General features: G+C 70.0%; 17 protein-coding genes and 1 tRNA gene. 11 read left to right on the forward strand and 7 right to left on the reverse strand.

Annotation, left to right across the window (positions count from 1 at the left end):
- The first annotated feature begins 27 nt into the window (after positions 1 to 27).
- Both ACXJ3V_RS05745 and ACXJ3V_RS05750 read left to right on the forward strand, forming a co-directional pair.
- A tRNA-Thr gene (locus tag ACXJ3V_RS05745) sits at positions 28 to 100 on the forward strand.
- 1 nt (position 101) lies between these two features.
- Positions 102 to 1,073 carry a DMT family transporter gene (locus ACXJ3V_RS05750; protein ID WP_457099298.1) on the forward strand — a complete coding sequence of 324 codons (972 nt, stop codon included), beginning with the start codon at positions 102 to 104 and terminating at the stop codon, positions 1,071 to 1,073.
- Positions 1,074 to 1,079: 6 nt separating this feature from the next.
- Here ACXJ3V_RS05750 and ACXJ3V_RS05755 read toward each other — a convergent pair whose 3' ends face one another.
- Together ACXJ3V_RS05755 and msrB are read right to left on the reverse strand one after the other, a co-directional pair.
- Positions 1,080 to 1,640, reverse strand: a complete 561-nt coding sequence (locus ACXJ3V_RS05755; RefSeq protein WP_457099299.1) for a nitroreductase family protein — start codon at positions 1,638 to 1,640, stop codon at positions 1,080 to 1,082.
- Positions 1,637 to 2,044, reverse strand: coding sequence for a peptide-methionine (R)-S-oxide reductase MsrB (msrB, locus tag ACXJ3V_RS05760; protein WP_457099300.1), 408 nt, complete (start codon positions 2,042 to 2,044; stop codon positions 1,637 to 1,639). Before msrB ends, ACXJ3V_RS05755 begins: the two co-directional genes overlap by 4 nt.
- Before the next feature lie 77 nt (positions 2,045 to 2,121).
- On the opposite strand from msrB, the gene ACXJ3V_RS05765 reads away from it, so the two are divergent.
- The 5 genes from ACXJ3V_RS05765 (at position 2,122) to groL (ending at position 6,206) form a co-directional block, all read left to right on the forward strand.
- The gene (locus ACXJ3V_RS05765; RefSeq protein WP_457099301.1) at positions 2,122 to 3,144 is read left to right on the forward strand and encodes a DUF2332 family protein; all 1,023 of its coding nucleotides are present in this window, start codon (positions 2,122 to 2,124) and stop codon (positions 3,142 to 3,144) included.
- A gap of 9 nt (positions 3,145 to 3,153) precedes the next feature.
- Positions 3,154 to 3,432, forward strand: a complete 279-nt coding sequence (locus ACXJ3V_RS05770; RefSeq protein WP_457099302.1) for a DUF3263 domain-containing protein — start codon at positions 3,154 to 3,156, stop codon at positions 3,430 to 3,432.
- Between the two features lie 9 nt (positions 3,433 to 3,441).
- A complete protein-coding gene (locus tag ACXJ3V_RS05775) occupies positions 3,442 to 4,044 on the forward strand; it encodes a LytR C-terminal domain-containing protein (RefSeq protein ID WP_457099303.1) in 603 nt (200 codons plus the stop codon).
- Positions 4,045 to 4,175: 131 nt separating this feature from the next.
- Complete coding sequence (locus ACXJ3V_RS05780) at positions 4,176 to 4,376, forward strand: cold-shock protein (RefSeq protein ID WP_457099304.1); 201 nt, start codon at positions 4,176 to 4,178, stop codon at positions 4,374 to 4,376.
- A gap of 210 nt (positions 4,377 to 4,586) precedes the next feature.
- On the forward strand, positions 4,587 to 6,206 hold the full coding sequence (gene groL / locus ACXJ3V_RS05785) for a chaperonin GroEL (protein WP_457099305.1): 1,620 nt from the start codon (positions 4,587 to 4,589) through the stop codon (positions 6,204 to 6,206).
- A gap of 82 nt (positions 6,207 to 6,288) precedes the next feature.
- On the opposite strand, the gene ACXJ3V_RS05790 is transcribed toward groL, so the two are convergent.
- The 3 genes from ACXJ3V_RS05790 to ACXJ3V_RS05800 form a co-directional block, all read right to left on the reverse strand.
- Complete coding sequence (locus ACXJ3V_RS05790; RefSeq protein WP_457099306.1) at positions 6,289 to 6,576, reverse strand: WXG100 family type VII secretion target; 288 nt, start codon at positions 6,574 to 6,576, stop codon at positions 6,289 to 6,291.
- Positions 6,577 to 6,685: 109 nt separating this feature from the next.
- On the reverse strand, positions 6,686 to 8,320 hold the full coding sequence (locus tag ACXJ3V_RS05795) for an ATP-binding protein (protein ID WP_457099427.1): 1,635 nt from the start codon (positions 8,318 to 8,320) through the stop codon (positions 6,686 to 6,688).
- A gap of 143 nt (positions 8,321 to 8,463) precedes the next feature.
- On the reverse strand, positions 8,464 to 9,156 hold the full coding sequence (locus ACXJ3V_RS05800) for a response regulator transcription factor (RefSeq protein ID WP_457099307.1): 693 nt from the start codon (positions 9,154 to 9,156) through the stop codon (positions 8,464 to 8,466).
- Positions 9,157 to 9,306: 150 nt separating this feature from the next.
- Here ACXJ3V_RS05800 and ACXJ3V_RS05805 point away from each other — a divergent pair, with 150 nt between their 5' ends.
- The 4 genes from ACXJ3V_RS05805 to ACXJ3V_RS05820 are packed head-to-tail and all read left to right on the forward strand — an operon-like array spanning position 9,307 to position 12,923.
- Entirely contained in the window at positions 9,307 to 10,524 is a 1,218-nt protein-coding gene (locus ACXJ3V_RS05805) for an NAD(P)/FAD-dependent oxidoreductase (protein WP_457099308.1), read from the forward strand.
- Positions 10,525 to 10,544: 20 nt separating this feature from the next.
- Positions 10,545 to 11,417, forward strand: a complete 873-nt coding sequence (gene folP, locus ACXJ3V_RS05810; RefSeq protein ID WP_457099309.1) for a dihydropteroate synthase — start codon at positions 10,545 to 10,547, stop codon at positions 11,415 to 11,417.
- Positions 11,417 to 12,124 (forward strand): pyrimidine reductase family protein, encoded by a 708-nt coding sequence (locus ACXJ3V_RS05815; RefSeq protein WP_457099310.1) that lies wholly within the window; start codon positions 11,417 to 11,419, stop codon positions 12,122 to 12,124. The genes folP and ACXJ3V_RS05815 overlap by 1 nt, the downstream gene beginning before the upstream one ends.
- Positions 12,125 to 12,152: 28 nt before the next feature.
- The gene (locus tag ACXJ3V_RS05820) at positions 12,153 to 12,923 is read left to right on the forward strand and encodes a hypothetical protein (protein ID WP_457099311.1); all 771 of its coding nucleotides are present in this window, start codon (positions 12,153 to 12,155) and stop codon (positions 12,921 to 12,923) included.
- Between the two features lies 1 nt (position 12,924).
- Here the strand turns inward: ACXJ3V_RS05820 and ACXJ3V_RS05825 are convergent, their stop codons facing one another.
- Both ACXJ3V_RS05825 and ACXJ3V_RS05830 read right to left on the reverse strand, forming a co-directional pair.
- Entirely contained in the window at positions 12,925 to 14,565 is a 1,641-nt protein-coding gene (locus ACXJ3V_RS05825) for a DNA repair helicase XPB (RefSeq protein WP_457099312.1), read from the reverse strand.
- A 77-nt stretch (positions 14,566 to 14,642) separates the two neighbouring features.
- A complete protein-coding gene (locus ACXJ3V_RS05830) occupies positions 14,643 to 16,355 on the reverse strand; it encodes a helicase-associated domain-containing protein (RefSeq protein ID WP_457099313.1) in 1,713 nt (570 codons plus the stop codon).
- Positions 16,356 to 16,359: the final 4 nt, after the last annotated feature.

Raw genomic sequence — 16,359 nt, forward strand, 5'->3', positions numbered from 1 at the left:
TCGGCGGGCGGATAGAATGGTGGCTCTGCCGACTTGGCGCAATTGGTAGCGCACCTAACTTGTAATTAGGGGGTTACGGGTTCAAGTCCCGTAGTCGGCTCGTGGGCTCTGGGACTCGTGAGATCGCGCACGTCCCGTTGTGGGCGGCGCTGGGCGGCGCTGGTTTCATCGGCGTTCTGACCGCGATCCAGGCACGGATCAACGGCCAGCTCGGCCTCCGGCTGGGCGACGGCTTCGTGGCCGCGGTCATCTCGTTCGGGTCGGGTCTTGCCCTGCTCGTCGTGCTCAGTGCGGCGCTGCCGGTCGGTCGCAGCGGAGTGCGCAACCTCGTCGAGGGTGTGCGAGGACGCACGATTCCGTGGTGGATGCTGGTGGGCGGCGCCGCCGGCGCCCTCACCGTCGCAACGCAGGGCATCGTGGTCGGCGTCATCGGCGTCTCGCTGTTCACCGTGGGCTACGTCGCGGGACAGACCGTCTGCGGGCTCTTCCTCGACCGCGCCGGCTTCGGTCCGGGCGGGGTCGTCGCCGTCACGATGCCCCGCGTCGCCGGAGGAGCCCTGGCCCTCGCCGCGGTGATCCTGTCCTTCTCGGGCGCGGGTGTAGGCGATGTGCCGATCTGGATGCTGGTGCTGCCGTTCGTCGCGGGCATCGGCGTGGCGTGGCAGCAGGCGACGAATGGCCGGCTGCGGCAGCGCGTGGGCACGCCCCTCACCGCGACGCTCGTCAACTTCATCGGCGGGACGGCGATCCTCGCGGTGGCGGCGCTCATCCACGTCGGCCTGGTCGGGTCGCCGGAGGCGTTCCCGTCGGAGCCCTGGCTGTACTTCGGCGGCACGCTCGGCGTCGCCTACATCTTCATCTCCGCGGCACTCGTCGCCTACACGGGGGTGCTGCTGCTCGCGCTCGGCACAATCGTGGGGCAGCTGTTCATGTCGGTCGTGCTGGATGCCATCTGGCCGGCTTCGGCGAGTCCGGGGCTCGTCCAGGAGGTGCTCGTCGTGACCGTCGCGCTCAGCTCGGTCGTGGTCGCGACCGCGCCGTGGCGGCGGAGAAGGCCGCAGCCCGGGAGATAGGCGCCCTCAGGCCTTCGCCTGCGGAAGCCGCGAGATGTGGTGCCGTGCGTCCACGGCCTTGCGCCTGCCCTGGCGGGCCCGCGGCGGCTTGCCGCCGACGTACAGCCAGCCGAGCAGCACTTCATCCTTGCCCAGGCCGTGCACCTTCGCGACCGGCTTGCTGCGCGTGTAGTGGCCGGTGCGCCAGATGACGCCCCAGCCTGCTTCATCCAGCAGCAGGCTGAGCGTGTGGGCGACGCCGGAGGCGACGGCCTCCTGCTCCCAGTTCGGCACCTTCTCGCTCTTGCGGAAGCTCGCGACGACGGCGATCAGCAGCGGCGCGCGCAGCGGCTTGGTCGAGGGCTTCTTGTCGCCCTCCGCCTTGGCGATGGCCGCACCGAGCCGGTCGCGGTCAGCGCCGCGCAGTTCGATGAGCCGCCAGGGGCGCATCGACGAGTGGTCGGCGACGCGTCCCGCGGCCGAGACGAGAGTGAGCAGCTCGGCATGGGTGGGGGCGACATCCGTCACCTTCGACCAGGACCGACGCGCGCGAACGGCCTCCAGCGCCGTGGCCGTGGGGACGGTCATGCCTGCTCTTCCGGGCTGAACTTCAGCGAGATCGAGTTCATGCAGTAGCGGTCGCCGGTCGGCGTGCCGACCCCGTCGGGGAAGACGTGGCCGAGATGCGAGCCGCACGCCGCGCAGCGCACCTCGGTGCGGAGCATGCCGACGCTGCGGTCTTCGATGAGCTCGACGGCCTCGGGTCGGATCGACTCGTAGAAGCTCGGCCACCCGCAGTGCGAGTCGAACTTCGTGCCGGCCTGGAACAGCTCAGCGCCGCAGGCGGCACAGGTGTACAGCCCGGCGCGCTGCTCATCGAGGAGCTCACCGGTCCACGGACGCTCGGTCGCCGCCTCGCGCAGCACCGCGTACTGATTCGCGTCGAGCTGCGCGCGCCACTCGGCGTCGGACTTGTTCACTTCGTAGGTCATGGGTTTCTCCTCCAGCCCTTCCATTCAACCCGACCCCGCGCATCCCTGTCCCTCGGGTACCTGCCGGTTCACCCAGAATGGGACTCGTGACGAGCGATTCGGATGCCGCGACCGCCGCAGATGCCGTCCGCGAGCGCTATGCCCGCTTCGCTCGGGAGGAGGCGCGTGGGCGCTCCGCGATCTACGAGGAGTGGGCGGCAGGCGTCGCCGCGGATCCTGCGGTCGCCGGCATCCTCGCGCGCATCCCCGAGACGCGCCGGCAGCCGCCGCTCGTCTTCGCGGTGACTCGTCTGCTCGGCGCGTCGGTCGGGTCGTTCGCGCAGTGGGCGGCTTGGCTCGGGCAGCACGCCGCCGACGTCGAGGCGGAGTGCGCGCGCCGGGGACTCCAGACCAACGAGCCCCTCCGCTGCGCCGCGCTGCTGCCCGCGCTGAGCAGCATCAAGGGGCCGATCGCGCTGCTCGAGCTCGGCGCGAGCGCCGGCCTGTGCCTCTACCCGGACCGCTACTCCTACCGCTACGCCGGTGCGACGCCGGTGGCGCTCGATCCCGTGGACGGACGCTCGACGGTCGTGCTGGAGAGCGAACTGCGGGGTTCGCCGCCGCTGCGGATGCCGCAGGTCGTCTGGCGCGCCGGCATCGACCTCGCACCGCTCGACGCGCGGGATCCCGCGGATCGTCGGTTCCTCACGACCCTCGTCTGGCCGGGGGAGGAGGGACGCGAGGCTCGGATCGAGGCGGCGCTCGACATCGTCGCGGCGGACCCGCCGCTGCTCGTGGCGGGGGACGCGAGCGACCCGGCCGTCCTGGCCTCGGTCGCGGCGCTCGCTCCCCGTGACGCGACGCTGGTGATCACCACACCCGGAGTCCTGCCGCACATCCCGCGCGCCGGGCGCGAGCGACTGCTCGGCGCGCTCGCAGCGCTGCCTGCCGTGTGGATCACGATCGATCAGCCCGGACTGCATCAGGCGTGGCATCCGCCGATCGATGCCGGCGCCTGGGGCGGGTTCGTCCTCGGCCGCGATGGAGTCCCGCTGGCCGCGGTCGACCCGCTCGGGGCGTTCGTGGAGTGGCGCGCCGATGGATCGACGAGCCGGGGTTAGCGTGGACGAGTGCCCCTGACCGACCGTGATCGAGCGATCCTCGACTTCGAAGCGGAGTGGCGCCGCCACGTGGGTGCGAAGGAAGAGGCGATCCGCGCCGACCTCGAGCTGTCGCCCGCCCGCTACTACCAGCTCCTCGGCCGCCTGATCGACACCACCGACGCGCAGGAGCACGACCCCATGCTCGTCAAGCGCCTGCGCCGGCAGCGCGATGCGGTGCGCACCGCGAGCGGGATCGAACACCCGGTGCACGGCGCCGGTAACGGGTCGCCGAGCGCGGCCGGGTAGCATCGTCAGGTGCCGAAAACGAGCTACCCGAGCGATCGCTTCGACGATCTGCCCGCGGCCGCCGGTCGGGTCGGCGCACATCGTGCCGAGAATCCCCGGATGCGCGGCTGGGTGGTGCTGCTGTGGGCGGTGCTCGCGACGATCGTCCTCGTCGGCGTCGGCATCTTCGGCACCCTGATCGCCTCAGGGCGCGTCGTGCTCTTCCCGACACCGTCCCCCACGTCCACTCCGATCCCGGAGGTGACCGGCGTCGTCGACACCTCGTACTCGGTCATCGTGCTCAACGCGACGCCCGAGGAGGGACTCGCCACGCGGACGAAGGATCTGATCGTCGAAGCGGGCTGGGCGCCCGACACCGTGCACCCCAGCGACGCGGGCTCCACCGACTTCGCGCAGACCACGGTCTATTACGCGTTCCCCGAGGACGAGGCGGCGGCCCGCGGACTCGCGGATGAGGTCCTCGGCGGCGCGGAGGTCGCGCAGAGCGACGTCTACCAGCCGGTCGACGACCCGAACACCGCGGATGTCGACGAGAGCCAGGCGAAGCAGCTCGTGGTCGTGGTCGGCCTCGACCGCACGGCCAATCCACCGAGTCCCTCCGCCACTCCCTGAGCCCGTTCGGCGCAGTGTTTCGGCCGAGTAAACACTTCGCGGCATGCGTGTCAACAGTTGACCACACGGCCGATTCGGCCGGAATGCCGACCATACGATGGCCCTGTTGTCAGCAAACAGGAGTGAGCACCATGACCAAGGGCACCGTCAAGTGGTTCAACGCCGAGAAGGGCTTCGGCTTCATCACCGTCTCAGATGGCCAGGACGTCTTCGTCCACTATTCGAACATCGACATGACCGGCTTCCGCGTTCTGGAAGAGGGCCAGGCCGTCGAGTTCACGGTGGGGACGGGACAGAAGGGTCCGCAGGCGGAGGCGGTCCGCGTCGTCTGACGATCGGATGCCGCGGTCCGCGGCATCCGATACCGCACAGTCTTCCGGCACCCCGGCGAGCGTTTCGCTCCCGGGGTGCCGTCGTGTGTCCGACTGTGTAGCGCGGAGGTCGGCGCGGCTTGCACTCTCCTGGGTCGAGTGCCAGAATGGATTAGCACTCACTCCTGTTGAGTGCTAAAGACCACTACGTCCGGGAGGGACGACACACACATGGCAAAGATCATCGCTTTCGATGAGGAGGCCCGCCGTGGCCTCGAGCGCGGCCTGAACATTCTGGCCGACGCAGTCAAGGTGACACTGGGCCCCCGCGGCCGCAACGTCGTGCTCGAGAAGAAGTGGGGCGCCCCCACGATCACGAACGACGGCGTTTCGATCGCCAAGGAGATCGAGCTCGACGACCCGTACGAGAAGATCGGCGCGGAGCTCGTCAAGGAGGTCGCCAAGAAGACTGACGACGTCGCCGGTGACGGAACCACGACGGCCACCGTCCTCGCACAGGCGCTCGTTCGCGAAGGCCTGCGCAACGTCGCAGCCGGAGCCGACCCCATCTCGCTCAAGAAGGGCATCGAGAAGGCCGTTGCGGCCATCACCGCCGAGCTGCTCGCGAGCGCAAAGGAAGTCACCTCCAAGGAGGAGATCGCCGCCACCGCTTCGATCTCGGCCGCTGACCCGGAGATCGGCGCGCTGATCGCCGAGGCCATCGACAAGGTGGGCAAGGAAGGCGTCGTCACCGTCGAGGAGTCGCAGACCTTCGGCACCGAGCTCGAGCTCACCGAGGGCATGCGCTTCGACAAGGGCTACATCAACCCTTACTTCGTGACCGACCCGGAGCGCCAGGAAGCCGTCTTCGAGGACGCATACATCCTGATCGCGAACCAGAAGATCTCGAACATCAAGGACCTTCTGCCGATCGTCGACAAGGTGATCCAGGACGGCAAGGAGCTCGTCATCATCGCCGAGGACGTCGAGGGCGAGGCGCTTGCGACTCTCGTGCTCAACAAGATCCGCGGCATCTTCAAGTCGGCTGCCGTCAAGGCTCCCGGCTTCGGCGACCGCCGCAAGGCGCAGCTGCAGGACATCGCGATCCTCACGGGTGGACAGGTCATCACCGAGGAGGTCGGTCTCAAGCTCGAGAACGCGACCCTCGACCTGCTCGGCCGTGCGCGCAAGGTCATCATCACCAAGGATGAGACCACGATCATCGAAGGCGCCGGCGACCCCGCGCTCCTCGAGGGTCGCGTGACCCAGATCCGTCGCGAGATCGAGAACACCGACAGCGACTACGACCGTGAGAAGCTCCAGGAGCGCCTCGCCAAGCTCGCCGGTGGCGTTGCCGTCATCAAGGCCGGCGCAGCGACCGAGGTCGAGCTCAAGGAGCGCAAGCACCGCATCGAGGACGCCGTTCGCAACGCGAAGGCGGCCGTCGAGGAGGGCATCGTCCCCGGTGGTGGCGTCGCGCTCATCCAGGCCGGCAAGAAGGCCCTCGCGGGCCTCGAGCTGACCGGTGACGAGGCGACCGGTGCCAACATCGTGCGTGTCGCGATCGAGGCTCCGCTCAAGCAGATCGCCCTCAACGCGGGTCTCGAGCCCGGCGTCGTCGCGAACACCGTCGCGGGCCTGCCGATCGGTCACGGCCTCAACGCCGCGACCGGCGAGTACGGTGACCTGTTCGCACAGGGCATCATCGACCCGGCCAAGGTGACGCGCTCCGCGCTGCAGAACGCCGCGTCGATCGCCGCGCTGTTCCTCACCACCGAGGTCGTCGTCGCCGACAAGCCCGAGAAGGTCGGGGCTCCGGCCGGCGACCCGTCGGGTGGCATGGACTTCTAAGTCCGCAGAGCGCCGACAGGCATTCACGAAGAAGGGTCCCTCCTTACGGAGGGGCCCTTCTTCCTTTCCGGGAGGATCCGGGTCAGCGGAACAGACTGAGCGAGGCCTGCTCGGCTTCTGCGTACTGGCGGGCGGCGACGCCGAGGGCGCCGTTGATCGCGGCGAGCGAGTCTTCGACCTGGCGCTGGGTCGCGCGCCACTGGTCGATCACGGACAGGAAGGCGACGGATGCCCCGCCGGTCCAGGATGCCTGCAGCTGGGTGAGCTGCGAGAGCATCGCGTGCGTCTCGCCCTCCAGGCGATCGATCGTGCCGCGCACGGCGGCGGAGGCGGAGAAGACAGCGTCGCTGTCGACGGAGAACGTGGCCATGAGGGCTCCTCTGTGTCGGGGAGGTCCACGCTAGGTACTCGCGCAGCACCCCGAGGCCCGCGTCCACGCGCGGTGGACACCGCCTCTACCGCGCGGGCTGGGGAGGAGATCAGCCGTTCTCGCCGATGCGCAGCGGCTCCGTCGGCGTCGACGCCTGAGCCGGATCGGGCGCGAGGAGGAGCGCCACCCGGAAGGTCGCGCCGCCGCCCGGCGTGTCGATCACCTCGACCGTGCCGTGCAGCGCCTCGACGATGGACGAGACGATCGACAGGCCGAGACCCGTGCCCCCGGTTTCGCGGGCGCGTGAGGTGTCGGCTCGCCAGAAGCGCTGGAAGATCTTCTCCTTGATCTGGTCGGGCACGCCCTCGCCGTGGTCGACGACCTCGATCCACCCGGTGCGCGCGATCGGGTCGACCCCGACCCGCAGCTCGATCGGAGAATCCGTCGTCGTGAAGCGCCGGGCGTTGCCGAGCAGATTCGCGACCACCTGCCGGACGCGGTTCTCGTCCCCCAGCACGATCGGCGGGGTCAGGGACACGGCATCCGTCTCCTGTCCGAGATCGACGGGAGACATCGGAGGAGCTTCACCGGAGGTCGTCGCCTGCGACGCCGGAACGGGTCGGGGTCGGCGGCGCAGCAGCGAGAGGGTTGCGCCCGCGCGGGAGATCGCCGACGGGCTGGTCGGTGTGCGGCGGCCGCGAGCGGGGCTGTCGCCGGGCTCCTGCTCCTCTGGATCCGGGGCCGGCGCCGGCAGCTCGGCGATCGTCGTATCGATGACCGTCACCGGACGGTGGGGGGATGCCGCGCGCACGTCCATGGCGGCATCCCGGGCGATCGGCCGGAGGTCGACCGGCGTGATCACGACGTCGCGCCGCTCGTCGAGGCGTGCCAAGGCGAGCAGATCCTCGACGAGGACGCCCATGCGCATGGCTTCCTTCTCGATCCGCTCCATGGCCTGCGAGACGTCGTCATCGCCCGTGATCGCGCCCATGCGATACAGCTCGGCGTAGCCCCGCACGGTGACCAGCGGGGTGCGCAGCTCGTGGCTCGCGTCGCCGATGAACCGGCGCATCTGCCGCACGGTGGCGTCGCGCTGGGAGATCGCGGCATCCACTCGTCCGAGCATCGCGTTGATCGCGGTCTTGAGCCGCCCGACTTCGGTGGTGGTCGGCTCGATGTCGGTCATGCGCAGGCTGAAGTCGCCGGCGGCGATCAACATCGCGGTGGACTCGACCTGGCCGAGACTTCGGAAGGTGAGGGTCACCAGCCAGCGCGTGATGAGCGCCCCCACCACGATCGAGATGAAGGCGAAGATGCCGTAGATGGACAGGAACGAGGCGACGACCTGATTGATCGGGGCGACCGGCAGGGCGACGAGCTGCGTGTACAGGTCGCTGACGCCCTCGACCGGGTAGTAGTCGGTGCTCGCCCTGAATCCCGACCCGCCCTCGACGCTCGGAATGCTGAACGGGGCGGTGCCGCGCGCCGCCGTCTGCTCGAGTGAGATGGAAGGGGGGAAGTCTGGGGTGCGACCCGGGTCGCCGCCTGTCCAGATCTTCAGTTCGCCGGTCGGTGCGTAGAGGGCGACGTAGTAGTCGGTCGCCGCGGCATCCTCTTTCACCGTGAAGGTCACCTGGTTGCCGTCGATCTGAGCCTCGAAGAGCCCGTTGGCCAGATCGGTCGGCGCCAGCGACTCGAGCTGGGCATCCAGGTTCGCGAGCAGCGCGTTGCGCAGGAACAGCATCGTGCCGATGCCCGCCGCCACGAGACCGACGGCCAGGAGCGCGACAGTGACCCCGGTGACCTTGGCGCGCAGGCTGGTGCCACGCCACCACCGGGTGACCGCATCGGACTTGGTCGCCAGAGCGGCCCCCTCTCGGCCGGGCGTCAGGCGGGCTTGCCGGCTTTGAGCATGTAGCCGAAGCCGCGCTTGGTCTGGATGAGCGCTTCGGTGGAATGCGGATCGATCTTGCGGCGCAGGTACGAGATGTAGCTCTCGACGATGCCGGCGTCGCCGTTGAAGTCGTACTCCCAGACGTGATCGAGGATCTGCGCCTTCGACAGCACCCGGTTCGGGTTGAGCATGAGGTAGCGCAGCAGCTTGAACTCGGTCGGGCTCAGATCGATCGACACCTCGCCGACGCGGACGTCATGCGTGTCCTGGTCCATCGTCAGCTCGCCCGCGCGGATCATCGACTCCTCGTCGGCCTGCATCGTGCGACGCAGGATCGCGGCGATGCGGGCGACGATCTCGTCGAGGCTGAACGGCTTCGTGACGTAGTCATCGCCGCCGACGTTCAGGCCGGTGATCTTGTCCTCGGTGTCGTCCTTCGCCGTGAGGAAGAGGATCGGCGCGGTGTATCCGGCACCGCGCAGCCGCTTCGTCACGCTGAACCCGTTCATGTCGGGCAGCATCACGTCGAGGATGATCAGGTCGGGTTCTTCCTCGAGAACGGCTGAGATGGTCTGGGCCCCATTGGAGACGGCCCGGACCTGATAGCCCGCGAAGCGCAGGCTCGTGATGAGCAGGTCGCGGATGTTCGGCTCGTCGTCGACAACGAGGATGCGCGGTGCGGTCATGCCCTCATTATGGCGAGGTAACGCATGCCGCTGCTGGATATCGCGCGGAGTGGTCCGGCTCAATCCTGGAACGAGCGCCGGATCGGCGCCGCCGAGCAGGCGTATCGTCGGAGCACGGAGGCGCAGCGCGGCAGCGATCGAGGAGGAGCCATGGCGCACATCGTGATCGTCGGCGGGGGACTCGCGGCCGGGAAGGCCGCGGAGACGCTGCGGGACGAGGGGTGGGACGGCGACGTCACGGTCGTCACCGCGGAGGCGCATCCCCCGTACCAGCGGCCCCCGCTGTCGAAGGGCTACCTCGCGGGCTCGGAAGGTCTCGGCGAAGTCATCCTCCATCCGGCCGAGTGGTACGCCGAGCACGACATCGACCTGCGCACCGGCACCACGGCGACCGCGCTCGACGCCGCCGCGCACCGGGTGGCGACCAGCGATGGAGACCTGTCGTACGACGCCCTGCTGCTGGCCACCGGCGCTTCGCCGCGTCGGCTGCCGATCGACGGCCATGACCTCCAGGGCGTCCACTCGCTGCGCACGCTGGACGACTCTGAGGCCTTGGCCGAGAAGCTCCGCGACGGCGGGCGGAAGCTCGTGCTCATCGGCTCGGGGTGGATCGGCATGGAGGTCGCAGCCACCGCGCGGGGGTTCGGCAACGACGTGACGATCCTCGAGCGCGATCCCGTGCCGCTCGCCGCTGCGGTGGGCGAGCGGATGGGCGGGGTGTTCCGCCGGCTGCACGAGGACCACGGCGTCGACCTGCGCGCGAGCGTCCAGGTGCAGCGGATCGATGGCCGAGACCGCGTTGAAGGTGTCGTCGTCGACGGCGAGACCGTGCCGGCCGATCTCGTGCTGATCGGGGTGGGCGCCATCCCGAACACCGCGCTCGCCGAAGCAGCCGGGCTCGATGTCGACAACGGCATCCTCACCGACGCGTCCCTGCGCACGAGCGCGCCGGATGTCTGGGCCGCCGGAGACGTGGCCAATGCTCATCACCCCGTCATCGGGCGCCGCCTGCGCAGCGAGCACTGGGCGAACGCCCTCGAAGCGGGACCGGTGGCGGCGCGGGGGATGATGGGGCGGTCGGCGGTGCACGACAAGATCCCGTACTTCTACACCGATCAGTTCGATCTCGGCATGGAGCTGTCCGGCTACCCTCCGCTCATGTCGGGCGCAGAGCTGATCGTGCGGGGCGACCTCGATGCCCGGGAGTTCATCGCGTTCTGGGCCCTGGACGGACGGGTGGTGGGCGGGATGAACGTCAATGTGTGGGACGTGCAGGATGCGATCCAGAGGCTGATTCGAAGCGGCGAACGGGTGGATGCCGCGGCCCTGGCGGATGCCGGGACGCCGCTGGCGAGTCTCATCCGTTGAACCGGCCGTATCCTGGCGCGGTGAGTGAACTCGCCGTCGGCAGCCTGAGATTCGACCTGGAGCGCCGCCTCGCGGTGATGGCGATCGTCAATCGGACCCCGGACTCCTTCTACGATCGCGGGGCGACGTTCGCGCTGGATGCGGCCGTCGCGGCGGGAGCTGCCGCAGTGGCGGACGGCGCCGACTTCATCGATGTCGGGGGAGTGAAGTTCGCACCAGGCCCCGCGCTGCCGATCGCGGACGAGATCGCGCGGGTGATCCCCGTCGTGCGTGAACTCGCGGCGCTGGCACCCGTGAGCGTCGACACGTTCCATCCCGAGGTCGCGCAGGCGGCGATCGAGGCGGGAGCGACCATCATCAACGACACGACCGGGCTTCGATCGCCCGCGATGGCCGACGTGGTGGCCGCGGGCGGCGCGACGATCGTGATCGCGCACAGCCTCGCCCAGCCGCGCACCCAGCTCCCGCAGCCGCACTATGACGATGTCATCACGGAGGTCGCCGCTTTCCTCACCGAGCGACGACAGCGGGCTCTGGACCGTGGAGTCCCCGCCGATCGGATCGTGCTGGACCCCGGTCATGACCTGAACAAGAACACGCTGCACTCGCTCGAACTCACCCGGCGCCTCGAGGAGCTGACGCACCTCGGCGCGCCGCTGCTGGTGGCGCTGTCGAACAAGGACTTCATCGGCGAGAGCCTGGCGCGCGACCGCGGTGATCGTGTAGCCGGCTCGATCTCCGCCGCTGTCGTCTGCGCCCTGAGCGGCGCGCGTATCGTGCGCACGCACAACGTGCGTCAGACGGTGGACGCTCTGCGGATGGTGGAGGCGGTGCTCGGCTGGCGCGAGCCCGCTTATCTCGTGCACAACATGCGGCCCGAGGGGAATGACTGATGCCTTCGCAGGAAGACCTGTTCGAGGCGTATGCGCTGCCATCGCGCACCGAGACCAGGGTGCGGATGAACTTCGTGGAGAGCGCCGATGGCGCCGCGACCCTGGACGGCAGAAGCGGCGCGCTGGGTGGCGCGACGGATCGAACGCTGATGCAGGTGCTGCGGACCATGGCGGATGTCATCGTCGTCGGCGCCGGCACCGTGCGCGCCGAGGGCTACGGGGGTGTGACAGTGCGAGCGGAGCACAGCGCGTGGCGGACGCACCGGGGCCTGCCTGCTCAGCCCGCGCTCGCGGTCGTGAGCCGGCACCTCGACCTGGAGCCGGATGCGCCGTTCTTCACTGAGGCCGTCGGGCGTCCGGTCATCGTGACTTCGGGTGCGGCGCCGGTGGCGCGGCGCCGGGCGCTGGCAGCCGTAGCCGACGTGATCGAGTGCGGCCAGGAGACCGTCGAGCTGCCCGCGATGCTGGCTGCATTCGCCGCACGCGGCTGGACGCAGGTGCTCTGCGAGGGCGGGCCGCATCTGTTCGGCGACCTGCTCGACGTCGGGCTCGTCGACGAAGTCTGCATCACGCTCGCCCCGCGGTTCGTCGGCGGATCCGCCGGTCGGATCGTGCGCGGTGCACCCGAGGCCGACCGGCCGTTCGCGCTCGCACACGCCATCACCGACGACGAGGGGTTCGTCCTCCTGCGCTACACGGCCCGGTGAGTGGCGCAGGCATCCTAGGCTCTCGCCTGTGACACTCTTCGAGCAGCCGCCGCGGGCCGGCCAGGGCGATGTGCCGGGCACGCCGCGGCACCGCCGCGCCGGGGTGATCGGCTGGCTGGCGGCGATCATCGGGATCGCCGTGCTCGCCGACGTCGCGACGGGCTCCCACATGGCGGGTTGGGTCGCCCAGACGTCCCGGACCGTCAGCGGATACGCGGCGCCCGCACCGGCGCAGGACGCCCTCGCGCTCGCCGATCAGATGTTCCTCACTGACGAGGGACGCAGCGTGTTCTTCGAGATGCAGCCTGAGATCCTCGACGCGGCGGGCATCGAAGAGGCGTGCTCCGACGTCGCCCCTGCACCTCCCGTCGAACAGGGCTGGTACAACGCGGGCTGCTTCATGGCGACCACGTTCGGCGGCACGAAGACGGTCGGACGCATCTACATCCTGCGTCCGGCTGATCCGCGGTGGGCTGAACAGATGGTGACGACCGGCGCGCACGAACTGCTCCACGCCTCCTATGCGCGGATGGGCGACACCGAGCGCGTTTTCGTCGACGGCCTCGTCGCGGCCGAGGTCGCGCGCATCCCGGTCGACGACGTCGTGCTCGCGCAGATCGCGTCGTCGACAGGGGGTGACGAGCACAGCCTCAGCACCGAGCAGTTCGCCTACCTCGGGTCGCAGCTCCTGCCCGACGGCGGCTTCGCGCCCGAGCTCGAGGCGATCTACGCGCGGACGTTCACAGACCGCGCCGCACTCGTGGACGTCTACCGGCGGACGACAGGGATCGCTCCCTGAATCACGCCGCGATGCCGTCGGCGTCGAGGATCGTGTACGCGTAGCCCTGCTCGGCGAGGAAGCGCTGGCGGTTCTGCGCGAAGTCCTGGTCGACGGTGTCACGGGCGATCAGCGTGTAGAAGCTCGCCGTGTTGCCCGACTCCTTCGGCCGCAGCAGCCGGCCGAGACGCTGGGCCTCCTCCTGGCGGGAGCCGAACGATCCGGAGACCTGGATGGCGACGGATGCCTCGGGCAGGTCGATCGAGAAGTTCGCCACCTTCGAGACCACGAGCAGCGAGATCTCGCCGACGCGGAAGGCCTGGTACAGCGTCTCCCGCTCGTCGATCGGGGTCGCGCCGGTGATCTTGGGGGCATCGAGGGCCTCGGCGAGGATGTCGATCTGGTCGAGATACTGCCCGATGACGAGGATCCGCTCGCCGGCGTGGCGGGCGACCAGGCGCCGGACCACCCCGATCTTCGCCTGCGCCGTGGCGGCAAGGCGGTAGCGCTCGTCGTCCGCGGCCGCGGCATACTCCAGCCGGTCGCCCGCGGGCAGATCAACGCGCACCTCGTAGCAGGCGGCGGGCGAGATGAAGCCCTGGGCCTCGATCTCCTTCCACGGCGCATCGAACCGCTTGGGGCCGATCAGGCTGAACACGTCGCCCTCGCGGCCGTCCTCGCGCACGAGGGTCGCGGTCAGGCCGAGTCGGCGGCGCGCCTGGAGGTCGGCGGTGAGTTTGAACACCGGCGCGGGCAGCAGATGCACCTCGTCATAGACGATGAGACCCCAGTCGAGGGCGTCGAGCAGCGCGAGGTGCGCGTACTGGCCGGCCCGCTTGGCGGTGAGGATCTGATACGTCGCGATGGTGACGGGCTTGACCTCTTTGACCTGGCCGGAGTATTCGCCGATCTCCTCCGCGGTGAGCGAGGTGCGGCGCAGCAGCTCGTCGCGCCACTGCCGGGCGCTCACGGTGTTGGTCACGAGGATGAGCGTGGTCGTCTTCGTGTCGGCCATCGCGGCCGCTCCGACGAGCGTCTTTCCGGCCCCGCAGGGGAGCACCACGACGCCCGAGCCGCCCTGGGTGAAGATGTCCACGGCCTGCCGCTGGTAAGGGCGGAGGGTCCAGCCGTCTTCGGCGAGCTCGATCGGATGCGGCGTCCCCGGCGTGTAGCCGGCGAGATCCTCGGCCGGCCACCCGATCTTCAGCAGCTCCTGCTTGATGTGCCCGCGCGCCCACGCGTCGATGAGGAACGCGTCCGGGCTCGGCCGGCCGATCAGCAGGGGCTGGATGCGCTTGTTCTTCGACACCTCGGCCAGGACTGCGGCATCCGTCGAGCGCAGCACGAGCCGGCCCTCGTCGTCGCGCTCGATGACGAGGCGACCGTATCGGCCGACCGTCTCGCGGATGTCGATCGACACCGACGGCGGTACAGGGAAGCGCGTCCAGCGGTCGAGGGTGGCGAGCATGTCCTCGGAGTCATGCCCGGCCGCCCGGGCGTTCCACAGCCCGAGCCGGGTGATCCGGTAGGTGTGCACGTGCTCGGGGGCACGCTCGAGCTCTGCGAAAATCGCGAGCTCATGTCGCGCGCTCTCGGCGTCCGGATGGGCTACTTCGAGCAGCACCGTCCGGTCGCTCTGCACGATGAGGGGACCGTCAGCCATAAGGGCCCAGTCTACTGGGCGCCCTCGACCGCACGGGTCACCGCCGACCCGTCGGGCAGCGGGACGGACTCACACCGTCACGCGGGACGCACCGACACGATGCTCGAGACCGGGAGGGTCCGCTCGATGTCCGCTCCCTTGTCGCGTCCGCGGAGGCGCCCGCCGCCCAGCCCGGTGGCTTCCAGGATGAAGGCTCGCTCCGAGCCGTCGGGGAGCCGCACCGCCACCTGGATGGTTGCGCGAGCGCGCACCGCCTGGTCGAGCTCGCGCCCGAGCCAGGCCGCATCGGAATCAGTCTCATGCGCCGCACGGAGCCGGCCGATCAGCCCTGCGTAGGCCTGGAGCGGCGGATCGTCCTGCGCCGACGCGGAGCGTGCCGGCCGTCGGTGCGGTGACTGCGGCGCACCCAGATCGTCGACCGCGATCACCGGGTAGCGGGCGTCGGCGAGGGCCCAGTAGAGCGCATCGCGTCCCACCCGAGTCGTGAGGGCATCGCCGTCGCGCACCAGGCCGAGCGGACGCAGCCCCTGGTCGACCGCGATCGCATCCCGCACCGCGGGGTTGGCGGACTCGACATAGGTGCGACCGGATTCGGGGTCGGTGCGCACCCGCACCAGACCGTGCCGTGCGGCCGTCGTTTCGATGAGGTAGTCGAGGGGTTGCGGGATGCCGGTCAGAGAGAGGCTCGTGAGGAACTCCCGGATGGACTGGGCCGTCTCGCCGCCGGTCATTCCGGCGACCAGCGAGTCCGCGGAGAAGCGGTAGGTGGATGCCTGAGCCCGCGATTCGCGCTGCGCGATGCGACGCAGCCGCAGGTCGAGCGCAGGAGCAAGGGGACCGGGCGCGATCGCCGAGAGGTCGGCCTGGAGGTACACCCGGTCGATCTCGGGGGGCAGCACGTCCGACAGTGCCGCAGCATCCGCCTCTCCACCACGACGCAGCGTGCGAACCCAGGGGGGTTCGCCGCCGCTCGGGGTGATGATGCCCCAGCGCACGGCGATCCGCTGCAGCTGCGCGGCCCTGGCCGGCCAGTCCGAATCGAGGGGATAGGCGGCCTGCCACTCCGATGCGGGGGCGAACCCGCCATCGGCGGTGCGGAGACCTCGCGGCAGCGCTTCGCGCACACCCTCGGCGACGCGGGCCCAGCGCTGAGCCGTGCCCTCCTCGAGCCAGCGATCGGCCGTCTCGGTGACCACCCAGTCGCGTTCGGCCGCGGCGAGCAGTTCGGCGCCGCGGGCGGCATGCACCAGATCGTCGAGCTCGTCCGCGGAGTCCACCGCCCCGGCATCCATCAGGCGCTTGCGGTCTACCGCGCTGACGGCTCCGGCGCCGGTACGGGCGAGGGGCGCGTGCCGAGCGGCGAGGAGGAGGTCGGCGAGGGCGCTCGCCGCGGTGAACGCCCGTTCGGCAGCAGCCGCCGTCTCGTGCGCGTCGGCCGCGGGGGCCGGCTGCGTCGGCGGAGTGCCGTCGAGGAAGGCGTCGGGGTTGCGGGTCTGCGCATGGCGCACCCGCGCCTCCACGGCGGAGTACGGCGTGCCTTCGAGATCGGTCAGGGCGAGACGCGCGAGATCGGGGTCGGACTCGCCGCGTGCGAGCACGGCGAGCGAGCGACGGGGGAGGCGCACGAGTGCGCGATCGATGGATGCCGCGTCCAGCAGCGCCGCCGCCGCGTCGAAGGCATCGTGCCAGGCGGCCGCAGCCGGAACTCCGCGGAACGCGAAGGTCTGCGCGAGGCCCGCATCATCGCTGGCCGCGAGCCACGTCGCGAGCATGCGCTCGTCGGTGGTCATGGGT

It is taken from the genome of Microbacterium sp. P5_E9 (assembly GCF_054049175.1).

Excerpts from the sequence above, each read along its gene's own strand:
- ACXJ3V_RS05755 (WP_457099299.1), bottom strand. The coding sequence starts at position 1,640 with ATGACCGTCCCCACGGCCACGGCGCTGGAGGCCGTTCGCGCGCGTCGG.
- msrB (WP_457099300.1), bottom strand. The coding sequence starts at position 2,044 with ATGACCTACGAAGTGAACAAGTCCGACGCCGAGTGGCGCGCGCAGCTC.
- ACXJ3V_RS05765 (WP_457099301.1), top strand. The coding sequence starts at position 2,122 with ATGGGACTCGTGACGAGCGATTCGGATGCCGCGACCGCCGCAGATGCC.
- ACXJ3V_RS05780 (WP_457099304.1), top strand. The coding sequence starts at position 4,176 with ATGACCAAGGGCACCGTCAAGTGGTTCAACGCCGAGAAGGGCTTCGGC.
- groL (WP_457099305.1), top strand. The coding sequence starts at position 4,587 with ATGGCAAAGATCATCGCTTTCGATGAGGAGGCCCGCCGTGGCCTCGAG.
- ACXJ3V_RS05790 (WP_457099306.1), bottom strand. The coding sequence starts at position 6,576 with ATGGCCACGTTCTCCGTCGACAGCGACGCTGTCTTCTCCGCCTCCGCC.
- ACXJ3V_RS05795 (WP_457099427.1), bottom strand. The coding sequence starts at position 8,320 with ATGCTGTTCCTGCGCAACGCGCTGCTCGCGAACCTGGATGCCCAGCTC.
- ACXJ3V_RS05800 (WP_457099307.1), bottom strand. The coding sequence starts at position 9,156 with ATGACCGCACCGCGCATCCTCGTTGTCGACGACGAGCCGAACATCCGC.
- ACXJ3V_RS05805 (WP_457099308.1), top strand. The coding sequence starts at position 9,307 with ATGGCGCACATCGTGATCGTCGGCGGGGGACTCGCGGCCGGGAAGGCC.
- ACXJ3V_RS05815 (WP_457099310.1), top strand. The coding sequence starts at position 11,417 with ATGCCTTCGCAGGAAGACCTGTTCGAGGCGTATGCGCTGCCATCGCGC.
- ACXJ3V_RS05825 (WP_457099312.1), bottom strand. The coding sequence starts at position 14,565 with ATGGCTGACGGTCCCCTCATCGTGCAGAGCGACCGGACGGTGCTGCTC.
- ACXJ3V_RS05830 (WP_457099313.1), bottom strand. The coding sequence starts at position 16,355 with ATGACCACCGACGAGCGCATGCTCGCGACGTGGCTCGCGGCCAGCGAT.